Genomic DNA, 16,108 nt, shown 5'->3' with positions numbered 1-16,108 from the left:
ACATTACTGCTGTGACGGAAGACCCTATGACATCAACCCTGGTTCTCGAACGCTCTGACCTGGTGATTCATCATCAGCGTTATCATTTTGTGGATCTCACCCAGCTGTTACCCCTGGCGCAGTTGCAGACGCTCCCTTTCAGCCTGCGCGTGCTGCTGGAAAACGTCGCGCTGCGCTCTCCGGAGTCTCTGCCACAATTTTTGCAGATGCTGGCCGGGGCGGCTGACAAAGGCGAGGTGGAGTTCTATCCCGATCGGCTGATGTTTCACGACACCACCTGTCTGCCTGCGCTGGCGGATTTTGCGGCGATGCGTGATTTAACAACCGAGCTGGGCGGCGATGCCACGGCGATCAATCCGCGCATTCCTGCAGTACTGACTATCGATCATTCGGTGATTGTCGAAAGCTATGCCTCCACCTCTGCGCTGGAAGATAACCTGCAGTTTGATTTTCGCCGTAACGCTGAGCGTTACCGCTTTATCCGCTGGGCCGAAAAGAGCCTGGATAACTTTCGCGTGATCCCGCCGGGCACTGGAATTATTCATCTGATGAACCTTGAAACCATTGCCGAGGTGGTGACGGTGGATAACAGCGCGCCGGTGCCGCTCCTGCATGCGGATTGCATGATCGCCACCGACAGCCATACCCCGATGATCAACTCCCTGGGCATTCTGGGGTGGGGCGTGGGCGGGCTCGAAGGGCAGGCCGCGCTGGTGGGGGAACCCGTCACCCTGAGCTTCCCCGAGGTGATTGGCATTTCGGTAGCAGGCGCGCTGTCACCCGATGTCAGCGACAGTGACCTGGCCCTGCATATCACCCGCCTGTTGCGCGAAACCGGCGTTGTCGGTAAGTTTGTCGAATTTACCGGGCCTGCGTTAGCCAGCATGTCCGTTGAATCACGGGCCACCATCGCCAATATGGCTCCGGAGTACGGCGCAACGGTGGTGTTCTTTCCCTTTGACGAACGCAGCGCTGAATACGTGGCGTTAACCGGGCGTAGCGAAGAGAAGCAGTACCTCATCAGCGCCTACATGCAGGCGCAGCATCTATGGCGGACGGCTGATGCACCGCAGCCTGAATTCAGCCAGCTTATTGCGCTCGACCTCTCGACCATTGAGCCATGCATGGCTGGGCCGGTTAATCCCCATCAACAGATCCCGCTGGGCCAGGCGGCCAGCAGCTTCACCGACACGCTCAGTGCGAAAATGCGGGATCGCCACTGGTCGCGGTCTGAATACCCTGAACCGATCCGCCAGGGCGCGGTAGCTATTGCTGCTATTACCAGCTGTACGACCACGGCGAATCCCTGGCTTGTCATTCAGGCAGCCCTCTTTGCCCGCAATGCCGCCAGACATGGGCTGCGGCCCAAGCCGTGGGTTAAAACCTCGTTTTCGCCGGGTTCCAGAGCGGTCACCGACTACCTCAGCGCATCGGGTTTGCTGATCGAACTGGAAAAAGTGGGCTTTGACGTCACGGGCTACGGTTGCATGACCTGCATTGGCAGCTCGGGTGCTCTGCAACCGGCAATGGAGGAGCTGGTCAGCGACGGGCTACAGGCGGTATGCGTTCTGTCCGGAAACCGTAATTTCCCCCGTCGCGTGAACCCCTCGCTCGGGCACGGCTATCTCACCTCTCCGGCGCTGGTGATTGCCTGGGCGATAGCCGGACATATCTCTCATGACATGGTTAACGACCCGCTGGGCGTTGACGAGGCAGGGCAGCCACTCACCATGCGCGATTTAATGCCGTCCCGGGAAGAGGTGGAAATGTGGCTCGGACGGATCATGAAACCGGAGCACTACGTCAAACGCCGGGACATTATCTGGCAGGGGACCCCGCACTGGCAGCAGATTATGGCCCCCGGAAGCGTGCATTATCCCTGGGAGGCGACCTCCACCTATCTGCGCCGGCCGGGGTATCTTGAACGCCTGCCCCGGGATCCCGCCGCGCCGCTGACCCTCTCTGGCGCGCATCTTTTCCTGTGGTTAGGCGATGATGTCACTACCGATCACATCTCGCCGGCCGGGGCGATCCCGCTTGCGAGTCTGGCGGGACAATGGCTGGTTGAGCACCATGAGGATCCGCAAGACCTGAACCTCTATTCCACGCGGCGCAGTAACCACGAAGTCATGGTTCGCGGCGCGTTCACCAATACCGCGCTGGTCAACCGCTTGCTTCCGCAGGCGCAGCGCAGCGGCGGTGGCAAGACCTGGGATGCGCAACATCAGCAGATCCTGCCAGCGTATGAAGCGGCGCAAAGCTGGCTCCGGCGTGAAACCCCGCTGGTGATCTTTGCCGGTGAACGGTATGGCGCAGGCTCCAGCCGGGACTGGGCCGCCAAAGCGCAGGCGCTGCTGGGGGTTAAGGCGGTAGTGGCGCACAGTTTTGAACGTATCCACCGCACCAACCTTATCGGGATGGGGATTTTGCCGTTACATATCACGCCTGACGAGGCGGCGCGTTTACCGGAGATGGACGGGCGCGAGGAGATTAACGTAGACGGTCTGGATCAGTTACAGACGGGCTGCACGGCCCTGAAGATGCAGATCCGACGCGGCACAACGCTGCTGGGCGAATTCATGCTCACGCTGACCCTCGATTCGCAGCAGGAACTGCGATATCTCCGGCACGGCGGCATTCTGCCTTACGTCATTCAGCAAACACTGAAGCATTAACTATGGATAAAACGATGCGTTTTGATCTGGTCTCTTTGTCTCTCTTTGTGGCGGTCGCGGAGACGCAAAATCTCACCCATGCAGCCCGCAGAAAACACACCGCGGTATCTGCGGTCAGCAAACGTATCGCCGAGCTGGAGCAGCAGGTGGGGACGCAGCTGATGCTGCGTATGCCGAGGGGCATAACCCTGACCCCCGCGGGTCATTCTCTGCTCTACCATGCCCGCCAGGTGTTCCGCAATCTGGAGAAGATGGAAGAGGAACTCAGCGATTATGCCGCGGGCATCCGGGGACACATCCGGATTTACACCATCTCAGCGGCCCTGATGAATTACCTGCCGCGGGTGGTGAGCGACTATCTTTCGCACTACCCGCAGACCGACATTGAAATTGAAGAACAGACCGGGATGAGCGTTGTGCAGGGACTACTGGCTGGCGAGGCCGATGTTGGCTTCTTCTCCAGCTGGACCCCGTCGGCAGGGATTGAGTACTGGCCCTGGCAGCACGATCTCCTCTCTGTACTGGTCTGGCCCTCTCACCCCCTGACGGTGCGCAGCGAGTTAACCTTTGCCGATATTGTGAATGAAAAACTGATCGGCTCGCACCGCAACAGTGCCGTGAGCTATATCCTTGAACGCCAGGCGCGCGCTCTGGGTAAGACCCTTAACGTGGGGCTGCGCGTGAGCAGCTTTATTGCTATGGCAGAGCTGGTGGCGCAGCAACTGGGGATTGCGGTGCTGCCGGTGAATGAGGTGGCATCCGCCACCCTGCACAGCGGCGTCCGCGTCATTCCGTTAGCGGAGCCCTGGGCGAGACGGGAGCTGCTTGTCGGCGTGCGGGATTACGGGCAGGCTTCGCCGTCGGTGAAAACCTTAATCGGCAGCCTGCTTCCGGCGGAGCAGGCTGCGCAACCCGAAGGAGAGGCAGAGCGACGCTGAGCCTGCGGGATCAGGCAAAGCAGATGCAGGTTGGGCTGGCCGTTGCAATGACGATTTCTGTTGCGGAAAGCATGCCGGTTTCATTGTCGACGTCGAACACCTGAATGGTGTCGGAGTCTTCATTCGCGCTGAAGCAGCGTGAGCCATCGGGCGAAAGGGTGGTGAAGCGGGGCGTTTTCCCGCCGCAGGGCACCCATCCAATGGGCATCAGCGAACCATCCTGTTGATTGATGCTGAACACGGCGATGGAATCATGGCCCCGATTAGCGGCATAGACAAAGCGCCCGGATGGGTGCACCTCTATCTCGCTGGCATCGCTCCGGCCCTCGTAGCCAGCAGGCAACGCGCTAAGGGTTTGTCTGAGTGAGATAGTACCTTTTTCCTGGTCGAAATGATAAACCGTGACCGTGCTGCTCAGCTCGCTGATGCCATACAGCCATTTCCCGTTGGGATGAAAATCGACGTGACGTGGCCAACTGCCTTCCGGGAGATGAACCTCATCGGCCAGGCATGAGTGGGTCTGCTCCCAGTGGTACAGACGGATCATATCGATGCCGTTGCCAGCCGTTCGGCCCTGAACCGGCACCGCAAACAGCGGGCTACCGGGCGCAAAAACGATTTCATGCGGACGCGACAGCGTGTTATGCGCGTCGGTATGGCCTTCGATGGCGGCAAAGTGCACTGGCGGCTCCAGACCCTCGTCGCTGACGGGCAGGGCGGCAATGTTGCCTCCCTCATGATTGGCGATCAGCAGGGTGTTCCCGTCAGGCGTCAGCGAGGCGGCAACCGGATTGTTTCTGCGGGCGGGATCGAGGTCCGGGTTGCTGTGACGTGGGCCGGTGGTTTGATGTTGATGAAGGCTCAGCAGGCCAGTATTGGGATCGCGATTAAATACCGCCACGCGGTCGCCATCGCCGTGTAGAACGTAGAGCCGGTTACGGCCGGGATCGAGCGTCAGCCAGGAGGGGTTTTCCTGTACGGAAGCAATGGATTGTAACAGCTCCCACGTTCCGGAATCGGAAATCCGGTAGACGCTGATTCCCTTACCACGCGCACCGCGCCATGCTGAAGTGCGGCAGCCAATATAAGCATAGGTTGTCATCATAACTCCTGTTTTATGTGCATTTTTTATATTATAAATGCAGATTATATGATGTGATGCTTATCTCAATTCTTTGTGCGGCCTCCCTTTTTTTCCTTGTTTTTAGCGGATTTTGTCGTTGTTAATCGTTATGGTGAGCATGAGTGTAGTTTTTTGTTTATTCCTTAAATTGCATTTGAATAACATTAAATGCAAAAAAGGAACGATCCTGCTCACATTTCCAACAAGGTCATGTTGCGGAATCCCTTAACCCCCCGCTTAATGTTAATAAGAAGTGAGTGAATGTTAATAAACTGCAACGGGAGAGGGCTATGACCCAACGTATCGCGTATGTCACATCTGGAATGGGTAGTCTCGGTACGGCTATTTGTCGTCGGTTAGCGCAGGACGGCTTTATTGTCGTGGCCGGTTGTGGGCCTAATTCAAAAAGAAAGGACGTCTGGCTGGAAGATAACAAAAAGTTAGGTTTTGATTTTATTGCCTCTGAGGGAAATGTTGCAGACTGGAATTCAACGGTCAAAGCCTTCGAAAAAATCCGCACCGAGGTGGGAGAGGTGGATGTGCTGATTAATAATTCCGGGACCGCGCGCAATGTTTTATTCCGCGATATGCAGCCCCAGGAGTGGCAGGCGGTTATCGATACCAATATGAACTCCTTGTTTAACGTCACGCGTCAGGTGGTGGATAGCATGATGGCGCGCGGCTGGGGGCGCATTATAAATATCTCCTCCCTGAATGCGCAGATTGGCACCGTCGGGCAGGTTAACTACTCCACCGCAAAATATGCCGTGCGTGGCTTTACCCGCGCCCTGGCGCGTGAGGTTTCGGCGCGCGGCGTCACGGTTAATACCGTCTCTCCCGGCTATCTGGCCACTAGTAAACTGAAGACGGTCACTCCCGTTCAGGTTATCGACAAGATTGTTCAGGAAATTCCGGTCCGTCGTCTGGGATCGCCAAAAGAAATTGCCTCTATTTGTGCCTGGCTGGCATCCGATGAAGCGGGTTATGCCACCGGGGCGAACTTCTCCGTCAACGGCGGTATGCACATGAGTTAATCGCTCTCCCCAATAATTTAATAACGTACATTCTTTCATTACGCAGTTAGCAATATCTGCGTCGGAGACTCTTATGCTCTCATTCCTGGGTTACGGCATGATTGTGGTCTTTATGATCCTCATCATGACCAAAAAATTATCCGCGCTTACCGCCCTGACTATTATTCCCATCTTGTTTGCGCTTATTGCCGGTTTCGGCGGTGAGATGGGCGATATGATGATTGAGGGGATAAAGAAGGTCGCACCAACCGCGATTATGGTTATTTTCGCGATCCTCTATTTTTGTACCATGTTCGATACTGGCTTATTCGATCCGATTATTCGTTTCTTCTTGCGTATTATTGATGGCGATCCGGTAAAAGCAGTGATGTGTACCGCGCTACTGGCGGCGATGGTCTCCCTCGACGGGGATGGCTCCACCACCTACATGATTTGCGTTACGGCGATGCTACCCCTGTTTAAACGTATTCGTCTCGACCCTCTGGCTCTGACCTGTGTGGTCTTCCTCTCCGGGAGCGTCACCAACCTGCTTCCCTGGGGCGGTCCGTTGGCACGCGTATCGGCATCGTTAAAGGTGGAGTCGAGCGAGCTGTTCATACCGCTGATCCCATCAATGATCTGCGGGTTGGTAGGGGTACTGGCGCTCTCCTGGTATATAGGCATTCGCGAACGCCGTCGGTTGGGTAAACTGAGTATCCAGACCAATGCACATGGCGCGGTAATTGAAGAAGATGCCGAAAGCTATCTGCCTGCTATCAATGAAGTAAGTGACGAATTGCGTCGGCCAAAAATGTTCTGGTTTAATGCCGTGCTGACGCTTGCGCTGATGGCTTCGCTGGTGATGGAGCTTCTCCCACTGTCGGTGTTGTTTATGGTGGCGTTTGCCATTGCGCTGCTGATTAACTACCCGCATCTGGATGCCCAGCGCCAGCGTATCGCGGCTCATGCGCCCGCAGCGCTAAATCAGACGTCTATTTTCCTCGCGGCCGGCATCTTCGCGGGAATTCTGTCGGGGACGGGAATGGTGAACGCCATGTCCAACACCCTGCTGGACATCCTGCCGCAGTCCTGGGGGCCTTATCTGGCACCGATTACCGCGCTTATCAGCCTTCCGGGCACGTTTTTTATGTCCAATGACGCCTTCTATTATGGTGTGTTACCGGTATTGGCTGAGGCGGCAAAAGCTTATGGTATTGATCCGGTTGAAATTGGGCGGGCATCACTGGTGGGGCAGCCGGTGCACCTGTTAAGCCCGCTAGTGGCTTCCACCTATCTTCTGGTGGGGCTGGCAGGGGTCGAGTTCAGCGACCATCAAAAATACACCTTCAAGTGGGCGTTCCTGCTGTGCATGATATTCCTGGCATCGGGATTATTGCTGGGGCTTTATCCCCTCTATTCGGTCGCCAGTTAACAGACAATCGGCTCACAGTGTGGGCCGATTTTTTTTGGCAGGGGTTAACTTTCCACGCTAATCCGGCGCATTTTTTTATTATCAAGGGCAACAGACAGGTGCTGTTTCATAGTGTAGGACGCCTCGATGCGCTGCCCGGCTTCGATCATGGCGAGTATGCGCATATGATCTTTGACCTCAGCGTAGTAACGGTTGCGGTCATCCATGATTCGATAGTCCATCAGCCGACGCATTCGGTTAACATTGCGCAGCGATATTTCAAAAAAGGGGTTGTTGGAAAATGCGATAATCGTTTCATGGAAGCGGTAGCCTGCCAGCTGCAGTTGGGTAGGGGAGAGGCGTTCAATTCCGCTTTCCAGCAGCATTTCCAGCTCGCGTCGGATCTCGTTAATCTTCTCCTGGGGGGCATTGAACGTCGGTTCCAGAATGGCCATAGGTTCTATGACCATACGGAAACTGAAAATCTGCTCCAGCGCGGTCTTGGTTTTTGCCACAGGTAGAAAGCGCCATCCATAACCTTGCTTACGTTCAACCCATCCCTCACTGATGCCCCTGGCGAGCACTGTAGACAACTGGCTCTTGGTGAGATTGTAGCGTTTCATCAGGAAAAGTTCGGTCACTTCAGATTCGATTTCATCCTGCAGCCAGTCCTCAGCCAATTGATAATATTCGGGTAAGTCGAGTTCTTCTGACAGTTCTTGTCTGCTATCGGCTTGCGGAGTGTAGTCATCTTTAACAAAAAAACCGCGGTTTTGCTTCTGGAGTAGCACTCCCTTTTGTTCAAGGTAAACGAGTGCTTCGCGAACAGGGGAGCGGGAGACATCAAAGGTCTCGGCCAGCTTCGGTACACTTAAATGTGAACCTGGAGTCATCTCGCCATTATCGACTAACCCCATGATTTTTTGTGAGATTCGTTCAGATAGTGCACTGATTTTCATGTAAGCGCCCTGAGTAGAAAATGCAAATTTATGAATTATTATTGCATTTTGGTTTAATTAAAAGCAATATTGTCAATGGTTAATTATCAGAGAGGCATCACATTTAAAGTGAAACGTGGCACGGAAATGGCAAGTTAATGTTTTCATGGTGTTATCGCAAGTAATTAATTATCCAGCCGCAGACCGTTCTCCCAGCATTCATCCGAAAATTTTTCCGCTCCATTACCGGTAAGGTCTTCAGGCTGCCGACTTTCAAGCCAGCGGGTCTGTACTTCTTGAGCTGTTCTGTTCATTAACTTTGTTCTTGCCTCGTTAGTGGATACATCTCTGATTCTGCTGTCACGACACGAAAAACACATCAACTCATGTCACGATAATAATGCAAGTAATTGATATTTAACTCATGCTGTATGAATAAACAGTCTGAAAAATAAATCATAACTCATTGATTTATAGTGGTATTTTTAATAAAAAATCACTTCAAGATAACTTAATGAACTAACAGAAAATCCTCTTCTTATGAGCTTTTACTGACAGCCTGCTTTACTTAGGTTAGTGAACCATTACCATCCGCAAAGGCAACACCAGGCTCATCAAGTTTTGGGCGATATCTGATTGCATTGTTGAACAATCCATGAATTGCGGTAGCATTTATAGAAGCCAATACTTAATCAAAACTGATATCTCTGAGGGCGGTAGCGTTGTTAAATCTGCTTGGTTTGCCAGATGGGGATCTGTGTAGTGATGTGATGGACGCCCTTTCTTGAAGCAGCTAGTGCCATACTTTTACTGTCAGCCTGAATTTGACCTGGGTAATCAAATACCGGTGTAGTGATTAGAAAAAAGTTCGGATAACATCATGACGCAGGTCATTGAGCATACTAACGACGCCGGATATATAGACGCAAACAGCATCGAACCAGTACTTGCCTTACCCAAGGTATCCATACATTGTCAAGTAATATTGTCCACGGATTTACAGTAAAAATAGTATCTGTTCTTTGACTCTTTTGGCATCAGCCCACCGTTATAATGGTGAGGTCTGCCGCTATAGTAGTAGTTCAATATGTAATCATTATGTGGGAGGAAGAAACGGTATTAACAGAATTCATAGGTAAATTATGCAATACAATCATTGTAAATAAATTGGATGAACCATCACTGGATTCTGAAAGACTCCCCTCCAAAGGTGTGCAAAATCCACGGCACTAATATGAATTTTTGTAAGAAGTGATCGTCTGGAAACAGAAAGGGTCAAAGATAAATATTTCATCATTGTCTATCTAAGATATAGTCAGTAATCGAAGATTTTAACCAGGCAACATTCTCCAATGTATTTTATATATGTTTAATATTACTTTTATAGAATAAAGCAGAAGTGTTATTAAATGTCTATCATAAAATCAGAGTCAATCAATGTTTTCAATATATTAAAAGGAAATTAAATAATGGTTAACCTATGTGTCAGGAAAGTTGGAAAAAGCACTATTTCATGGATGCCATTAACAGAGGGTGATTTAACCCCACAAGATATATTAAGCACTTGGAAAAACAATGACTTTATATTTAAGGAAGAGAGTTCGGATGGTAATAAAAATGGACTGCGCCCACCTCAGATTGGCGGGATTTATGCAGCGTTAGGGCATGAGCGATCTGACAGTAATTACTCAGCCACAATCGTTATGCCCACAGGGACAGGGAAAACAGAAACGATTCTTTCAATAATCATTGCGGGTAAGTTTGATAAAACTCTTGTTGTTGTACCATCAGATGCGCTGAGAACTCAAATATCAAAAAAATTATTGGAATATGAACTTCTACGTAAATTTGGTCTAATTAACTCTTCTACCGAGAATCCTAAAGTTGCGGTGATCAACCATGGAATAAAGGAGGATGTGGAGTTAAATGAAATCATTAATGCGAATGTTATTGTTGCTTCTGCCGCTGCATTGAGTCATTTTTCTGACGATGGAATTTCAAAATTGACAAATGAATGTTCACATCTTATTGTTGATGAGGCCCATCATGTAACGGCTGTCACTTGGGCGAGGGTGAAAAAACAATTTCAAAAGAATAAAGTATTTCAATTCACTGCTACTCCATTTAGAACTGATGGTTCAAGGATAGAGGGTAAAATAATTTTTAATTACCCTTTGAAAAAGGCTCAGGAAGATAAATACTTTAAACCGATAGAGTTCCATCCTGTAAGAGAGTTTATAGAAGAAAACGCTGATAATGCAATCGCGGAAAAAGCCATCTGCTTGCTACGAAAAGATCTTGCTAATGGATTTGATCATATAATCATGGCGCGGGCTTCTACAATATCTCGAGCAAAAGAGGTTTTTACCTATTACGAAAAACACCCTGATTTAAATCCAATCATCATAAATAATACTACTAAAAAGAGAAAGAAGGTAATCGAGGATATAAAATCATGTAAGCATCGAGTCATTGTTTGTGTAGATATGCTTGGTGAAGGCTTCGATTTACCGCAACTAAAGATCTCCGCAATTCATGATCCACATAAGAGCATAAATGTTATGCTTCAATTTACCGGTAGATTTACACGAAATACACTTGGTGTTGGTGATGCCAAATTCGTTGCTAATATAGCCAATGTTGATGTTGGTGAAAGCTTGGATGAATTATATAGGGAAGATTCTGACTGGAATAGTCTTATAAGTAATATTAGCTCACGAAAAATACAAAATGAAAAGGATTATGAGTTGTTCAAATCTGGTTTTTCTAACCCAGGAAAATTACTTGAGCTTGGTTTAACACCCAACATCAGCACTGTGATTTATAACATGCAGCTATCTAACTGGTACCCAGAGAAAATATTAAAGAGTGGAAAAAATAATTTTAATATTTACGATTCAAATATTAATGATGAAGAGAACTTACTTGTGTTTTCAGTAAAGTCTTTTACGCCTGTCGGATGGACAGACTCAAAGGAGTTATTTGATGAGTCTTGGGATTTATACATTGCTTATTATGATAAAAAAAGAAAATTATTGTTCCTCCACTCATCTGCTAAAGATGGTTTAGTGACAAGATTGGTTAAGATTATTGCTCCAAATGCAACTCGCATTCAAGGGGAAAGAGTGTTTAGAACGTTTCATGGAATAAAAAGACTTAAGCTACAGAATGTAGGCTTGAATAAAAACAGAAAAGGCTTACGTTACAGCATGCACACTGGGACAGAAATAAACGAGCAAATTCCTGATATTGAAGCTAAAAGAGCCACGAAGTCTAATATATTTGGGAAAGGATATGAAGATGGGGTCTTAGTAACCATTGGTGGTTCCCACAAGGGGAAAATATGGTCGATGGACAGTGATTCTATAGAGAAATGGATATTGTGGTGTGATAAGTTGGCAGTAAAAATCCTAGACAACACCATTGATACAAATACTGTTCTAACTACTGCAATGCGTATGGATGAAATTGATGAATTACCGAGCCTGAAAGTAATAACTGTTGAGTGGCCCAATGAAATACTCAGAAAGAACGAACAAAAAACAATTATAACATCCGATAATTGGGAGGAGAGTATTTTATATTGTGAACTTTTGTTGGCCAATACCCAACCCTTGGATAAAAAATCGTTTAATCTTGAACTTAAAGCGAGAGATTTAATCTGTAGCATTACAGGAACATTTACAGCTAAAGGAGAGATCCGATTTGACTCAAACGATGACTTGAAAATAAAATTCGGTGAACAGAGTTTTCTGCTAACAGATTTTTTCAATGAGTACCCTCCAATTCTGTTTTTGGAGGATACCTCATTTATCGATGGTGGATTGAGAGTCCTTCCTCATGAGGATTATGAATATTTGTACTCGATTGATAATGTTGAAGGCTGGAAATGGGAAAATGTAGATATATCTGTTGAGTCACAGACACCAGTAAGACTTCCTCAATCCATACAATATTATACTATTAAAAAAATTTATCAGGATTACGACTTTATATTTGATGACGATGGTTCAGGTGAAGTGGCTGATATTGTTGCAATTAAAAACATCAATGACACAGAGTTAGTTATTCATTTATATCATTGCAAATATTGCTCTAAAACGAACGGAGTGGCAAAGCCAGGCGCGAGAGTGGATGATATATATCAAGTTGTTGGTCAAGCTGTTAAAAGTATCAGATGGTTTTCTAATAAAGAACAACTTATTCTGCGTCTTATGGAGAGAGAAAAAGGACGCCTTGCTAAAGGATTAGCATCAAGAATAGACAAGGGTAAGTATGAGGATCTAATTCACTTCGCAAGAGTTGCAAGATATTCAACCTTCCAATTGGGTATCTCTGTGGTACAGCCTGCGGTTTCAAAAAATGTTATGACACGTGAGCAACTCATTATTCTGGGGGCAACTGAAGCCTATATTGATGATGTAACAGGTGTTAAGTTGCGAGTGATAGTTAACGAATAGTATGTGAACGAAGGCAGTGTCTCCATCTAGGGGGTGTCTAGAAAATAATTATTTCTTCAGACGGAAAGCCAAATTATGGCACTGACAGACGGGTGGCAGGGGAGTCTGATGACACCCCTGCCTTAGGCATAAATGCCAGTTGCTCCCACTTCAGGAGGAACTGATAACTAAAAGTTGGCATGTATACATAACCGCCAGTTTCTGGTTTGGTGAAAATGAGCGCGAACGCAATCGTCACGAAAGTCGACCGCTGGCCCGGCGTGTAATCGGTAGCACATTGTTGCTAAAGGGGCTGGAAGGGGAGGTGGCAGTCATCACATCCCCGGAAGAAATGGATGCGCGGCACCTCTATGTCGCTATGACGCGAGGATCTTCACGGCTGGTTGTGTGCTCGTTAACTCCCGTATTGACGGCCCGCTAACCCCGATGCAAAGCGCCCTTGCTCGCTCAGCGGAGTACTGACCCTCTATAAGGAAATGAGCGTGTTGAACAAGAAAATCCTTTCCCTAATACAGAATGTGTCCGGTTGCAACCATATGTCTCCTGGAGAGGCGGTAGAGTGGCTCGACACGCATTCTGAAGGGATAGAGCACGTTATGGTGCTGAATATGTTCGAGCACCAGGGCCAAGCCACACGAGCGCAGAATGGCATCGTGGGCTTTATGAACTCATTATCTTTTCATCGAAACAAACATTATGGAGCGCCCACGCTCGGTTACCTGGCGGGCAGCCTCTACCATAAATTCAGGGATAAAACGCGGTGTGCCCATAGACTCCTCCTATATTTTTTGTGATGATCAGACAACAGCAGAACTTGCATTACTCATCTCCCGGATGACCGAGGAAGAGCGAAGTAACCTTATCGAAGCACTCAAAACGTCTTCAGGTGTAGAGCATGCTGACAAAAAATGATGTTATACAAAAGGCTACTGAACTTTTTGAAGGTAACGAAAGTGCAGTATTAGACTGGTGCTATGAACCAAACAGGGCATTACAGTGGAAGACTCCCTCAGAAATAATGGACTCAGAAGAGGGGGCGTCAAAAGTTGCCATGCTCATTTTTCGAATGGAACATGGCGTATATTCATGAGTTACTTGTATTAGCTCAGATGTGACCTGACACAGCTATAACTCAGATCTAAACCTAATCAGATAGGCTGCTCAGTGCCAAGAGCGGACGTTACTAACATCTATTTGCATCAATCTGTGGGGAGCAGGTCAGTGTATATCTTCTTTCAGTTGATTCAGGTATTACTGAGATAAACGCCACAGGCAGGTACGACTGGCAACATACTCAAGATATTTCCGGGAATACAGAGCTGCTGCCAGGCTCGAAGGCGACAATAGCCTTGACCTTGTCGTTTTTCATCGCCGTATAAGTGGGCGATGGGAAACCCGGACATGCCTGTCAGTTGTTTAAACAGACAGGCTTAAGAGACTTATAACTCCGACGGCCAGTTCTCCAGTACGCGCTGGCGTACCTCTTCCGGATACCCCTTCTCAAATGAGGCATGCAGATGGCGGGTGGACTGCAGCGTATCAAACACCACTTTTGCCCCCTTACCTGCCACATACTCTTCTTCTTCATAACACTGCGGCAAGCGGATCACGCGCTGATCGTCGAACACCACGCGGCGGCCAACCGGGTGAACGCGGGTTGAGAGCGCCCACACCACTTCGCGCAGGTTGGTGGGATCAAAATCATCGTCTACCACGTAGACCTTCGGAATAAATACCATCGCGTCGGTCTTAAATAGCACTTCGCCGATGCGCTGGGCCAGGGCTTCGCTGCTGACGCCCGGCAGTAGCTCGCGCCAGTTCTGCGGCACCACCACCAGCAGCCAGTGGACGGTGGAATCCTCCGGGATCCAGGCGGTGACAATCGGCAGTTCCGCTTCACGCAGATACGTCAGGGCATCGGCGGCCAGTCCCATCGCCCAGAGCGTGTGCGACTCGTCGGTCGGCCGGCCGGTGATCGACATCGGCCAGATCGGGTCGTCCCGGTGGGTAATGGTCTCGACGTGGAAGGTCGGTTGGGCAGACGAGCCCTCGCCAAGATAGCCGCCGTACTCGCCGTAGGGGCCTTCCTGGCAATCGCGATTGATCGAGACATGGCCCTCAATCACAATCTCTGCCGTGGCAGGCACGTCCAGATCTATACTGACCGCTTTCACCAACGGCACCGGATCGCCCGCCAGGGTGCCGATGTAATCCGCCTCGTCGGCGTGGGCCGGGATCGGAATGCCGGACACGCACGAGATCGCCGGAGCCGGGCCCTGCACCAGGGCGTAAGGCATCGGCTGGCCGAGTTTGACCCACTCAGTCCAGATCTGGCCGATATGCTGGCTCGGCACAATCAGCCCCACCATCCGTTTGCCGTCGACCTTCATCACGCGGGCGATGGACCAGTTCACCCATTTGCCGTCCGGCGTTTTGACGATCAGCGTGCCCCAGGTGTTGGCGTAGCGACCACCGTCCTTGTCGTGGGCAAAGGGGATCGGGAAGCGATCGAGGTTCGCCTCTTCACCGCGCAGGATGTTCTGATGACACAGGGCATCCGCAGACTCCACCCGCACCGGGGGAATGCCGGGCTTATGGCGCGCCGCCGACAGTGCTTCGACGATCTGCGGCCCGGTGGATTCCGGGGCCAGGCCGAGCGACATCGCCACGCGGGCATAAGGCATCTCCTGACGGGAGGAGAGACTGGCCGGGGCACCGAACAGGCGGAAACCGGGGGCCACGCCTGCCACCTTATGGAACAGCGGGGCAGGGGACTGGATCTCATAACTGCGGCGGGTAATGGCGCTTGGCTCAAAATCACCGTCCACTTCGCGGGTCACGTGCATGATGTCGCCCATGGCGTCGAGGGCATCGATATAACTGCGTAAATCACCGTAATAGTTCATCAGGCTCTCCTTAAGCCGGTGGGGTGGAGTGAGATTCACCCCAGCGTTTTGTTAAAGCGTTATCCAGGCCGAACTGATTCAGAATGCGCGACACAAAGGTGGTTGATGATGTCGTCCGTGCTGGTGGGGTTGTTATAGAAGGCGGGCATCGGCGGCAGCATCATCGCCCCGGCGCGGGTCAGGGCGAGCATGTTCTCCTGGTGGATGGCGTTGAGCGGCGATTCCCGTGGCACCAGCATCAGCTTGCGCTGCTCTTTCAGGGTCACGTCGGCGGCGCGGGCAATCAGGCCATCGCCGTAGCCGCAGCGGATGGCGGCAAGGGTTTCCATGCTGCACGGCACGACGATCATGCCGTCGACGCGGAATGAGCCGCTGGAGATGGCGGCCGCCTGGTCGTGCTTGCTATAAGTCTTCGAGGCGAGGGCGACAGCCTCCTGTACACTGTAGGGCGTTTCCAGTTGAATGGTGGCGCGCGCCCACTTGGAGATGATCAGATGCGTTTCGACGTCCAGAGTTTTCAACGCGGCCAGTAAACGAACGCCAATTGCAGCGCCTGTAGCGCCAGTCATGCCTACAACAAGCTTCATGCGGGTTCTCTGAATGTATTCTTTCATGTATAGTTTGAGTTCAAACTGTTTGCTCTC

9 protein-coding genes and 1 pseudogene are annotated in these 16,108 nt (G+C 50.3%); 6 read left to right on the top strand and 4 right to left on the bottom strand.

Features of this window, described 5'->3' with window-relative positions; all coding sequences use genetic code 11:
• Positions 1–26: 26 nt before the first annotated feature.
• Positions 27–2,675 carry an aconitate hydratase gene (locus tag PGR10_RS03355; RefSeq protein WP_430922932.1) on the top strand — a complete coding sequence of 883 codons (2,649 nt, stop codon included), beginning with the start codon at positions 27–29 and terminating at the stop codon, positions 2,673–2,675.
• Positions 2,676–2,677: 2 nt separating this feature from the next.
• On the top strand, positions 2,678–3,613 hold the full coding sequence (locus PGR10_RS03350) for a LysR substrate-binding domain-containing protein (protein ID WP_430922931.1): 936 nt from the start codon (positions 2,678–2,680) through the stop codon (positions 3,611–3,613).
• Positions 3,614–3,623: 10 nt separating this feature from the next.
• Here PGR10_RS03350 and PGR10_RS03345 read toward each other — a convergent pair whose 3' ends face one another.
• The gene (locus PGR10_RS03345; RefSeq protein ID WP_049003603.1) at positions 3,624–4,715 is read right to left on the bottom strand and encodes a lactonase family protein; all 1,092 of its coding nucleotides are present in this window, start codon (positions 4,713–4,715) and stop codon (positions 3,624–3,626) included.
• Between the two features lie 311 nt (positions 4,716–5,026).
• Here PGR10_RS03345 and phbB point away from each other — a divergent pair, with 311 nt between their 5' ends.
• Together phbB and PGR10_RS03335 are read left to right on the top strand one after the other, a co-directional pair.
• The gene (gene phbB / locus PGR10_RS03340) at positions 5,027–5,770 is read left to right on the top strand and encodes an acetoacetyl-CoA reductase (RefSeq protein ID WP_020078869.1); all 744 of its coding nucleotides are present in this window, start codon (positions 5,027–5,029) and stop codon (positions 5,768–5,770) included.
• 73 nt (positions 5,771–5,843) lie between these two features.
• The gene (locus PGR10_RS03335) at positions 5,844–7,181 is read left to right on the top strand and encodes a CitMHS family transporter (RefSeq protein WP_277474668.1); all 1,338 of its coding nucleotides are present in this window, start codon (positions 5,844–5,846) and stop codon (positions 7,179–7,181) included.
• A 44-nt stretch (positions 7,182–7,225) separates the two neighbouring features.
• Here the strand turns inward: PGR10_RS03335 and PGR10_RS03330 are convergent, their stop codons facing one another.
• The gene (locus PGR10_RS03330) at positions 7,226–8,119 is read right to left on the bottom strand and encodes a GntR family transcriptional regulator (RefSeq protein ID WP_026612317.1); all 894 of its coding nucleotides are present in this window, start codon (positions 8,117–8,119) and stop codon (positions 7,226–7,228) included.
• Positions 8,120–9,567: 1,448 nt separating this feature from the next.
• On the opposite strand from PGR10_RS03330, the gene PGR10_RS03325 reads away from it, so the two are divergent.
• Together PGR10_RS03325 and PGR10_RS03320 are read left to right on the top strand one after the other, a co-directional pair.
• Entirely contained in the window at positions 9,568–12,558 is a 2,991-nt protein-coding gene (locus PGR10_RS03325; protein WP_430922930.1) for a DEAD/DEAH box helicase, read from the top strand.
• Positions 12,559–13,453: 895 nt separating this feature from the next.
• Positions 13,454–13,648, top strand: coding sequence for an MbcA/ParS/Xre antitoxin family protein (locus PGR10_RS03320; protein ID WP_126478507.1), 195 nt, complete (start codon positions 13,454–13,456; stop codon positions 13,646–13,648).
• Between the two features lie 349 nt (positions 13,649–13,997).
• On the opposite strand, the gene PGR10_RS03315 is transcribed toward PGR10_RS03320, so the two are convergent.
• Both PGR10_RS03315 and PGR10_RS03310 read right to left on the bottom strand, forming a co-directional pair.
• The gene (locus PGR10_RS03315; protein ID WP_430922929.1) at positions 13,998–15,464 is read right to left on the bottom strand and encodes a UbiD family decarboxylase; all 1,467 of its coding nucleotides are present in this window, start codon (positions 15,462–15,464) and stop codon (positions 13,998–14,000) included.
• Between the two features lie 10 nt (positions 15,465–15,474).
• A pseudogene (locus tag PGR10_RS03310) lies at positions 15,475–16,051 on the bottom strand (UbiX family flavin prenyltransferase).
• Between the last annotated feature and the right edge of the window lie 57 nt (positions 16,052–16,108).

The organism is Klebsiella sp. 141198 (assembly GCF_050600785.1).
In the GTDB taxonomy this organism is placed as follows: domain Bacteria; phylum Pseudomonadota; class Gammaproteobacteria; order Enterobacterales; family Enterobacteriaceae; genus Klebsiella; species Klebsiella aerogenes.
The sequence above is the reverse complement of the archived record's forward strand: the minus strand, read 5'-3'. Positions and strand labels throughout refer to the sequence as shown.

Coding starts and splice junctions, on each gene's coding strand:
- PGR10_RS03355 (WP_430922932.1), top strand. CDS start 27: ATGACATCAACCCTGGTTCTCGAACGCTCTGACCTGGTGATTCATCAT.
- PGR10_RS03350 (WP_430922931.1), top strand. CDS start 2,678: ATGGATAAAACGATGCGTTTTGATCTGGTCTCTTTGTCTCTCTTTGTG.
- PGR10_RS03345 (WP_049003603.1), bottom strand. CDS start 4,715: ATGACAACCTATGCTTATATTGGCTGCCGCACTTCAGCATGGCGCGGT.
- phbB (WP_020078869.1), top strand. CDS start 5,027: ATGACCCAACGTATCGCGTATGTCACATCTGGAATGGGTAGTCTCGGT.
- PGR10_RS03335 (WP_277474668.1), top strand. CDS start 5,844: ATGCTCTCATTCCTGGGTTACGGCATGATTGTGGTCTTTATGATCCTC.
- PGR10_RS03330 (WP_026612317.1), bottom strand. CDS start 8,119: ATGAAAATCAGTGCACTATCTGAACGAATCTCACAAAAAATCATGGGG.
- PGR10_RS03325 (WP_430922930.1), top strand. CDS start 9,568: ATGGTTAACCTATGTGTCAGGAAAGTTGGAAAAAGCACTATTTCATGG.
- PGR10_RS03320 (WP_126478507.1), top strand. CDS start 13,454: ATGCTGACAAAAAATGATGTTATACAAAAGGCTACTGAACTTTTTGAA.
- PGR10_RS03315 (WP_430922929.1), bottom strand. CDS start 15,464: ATGAACTATTACGGTGATTTACGCAGTTATATCGATGCCCTCGACGCC.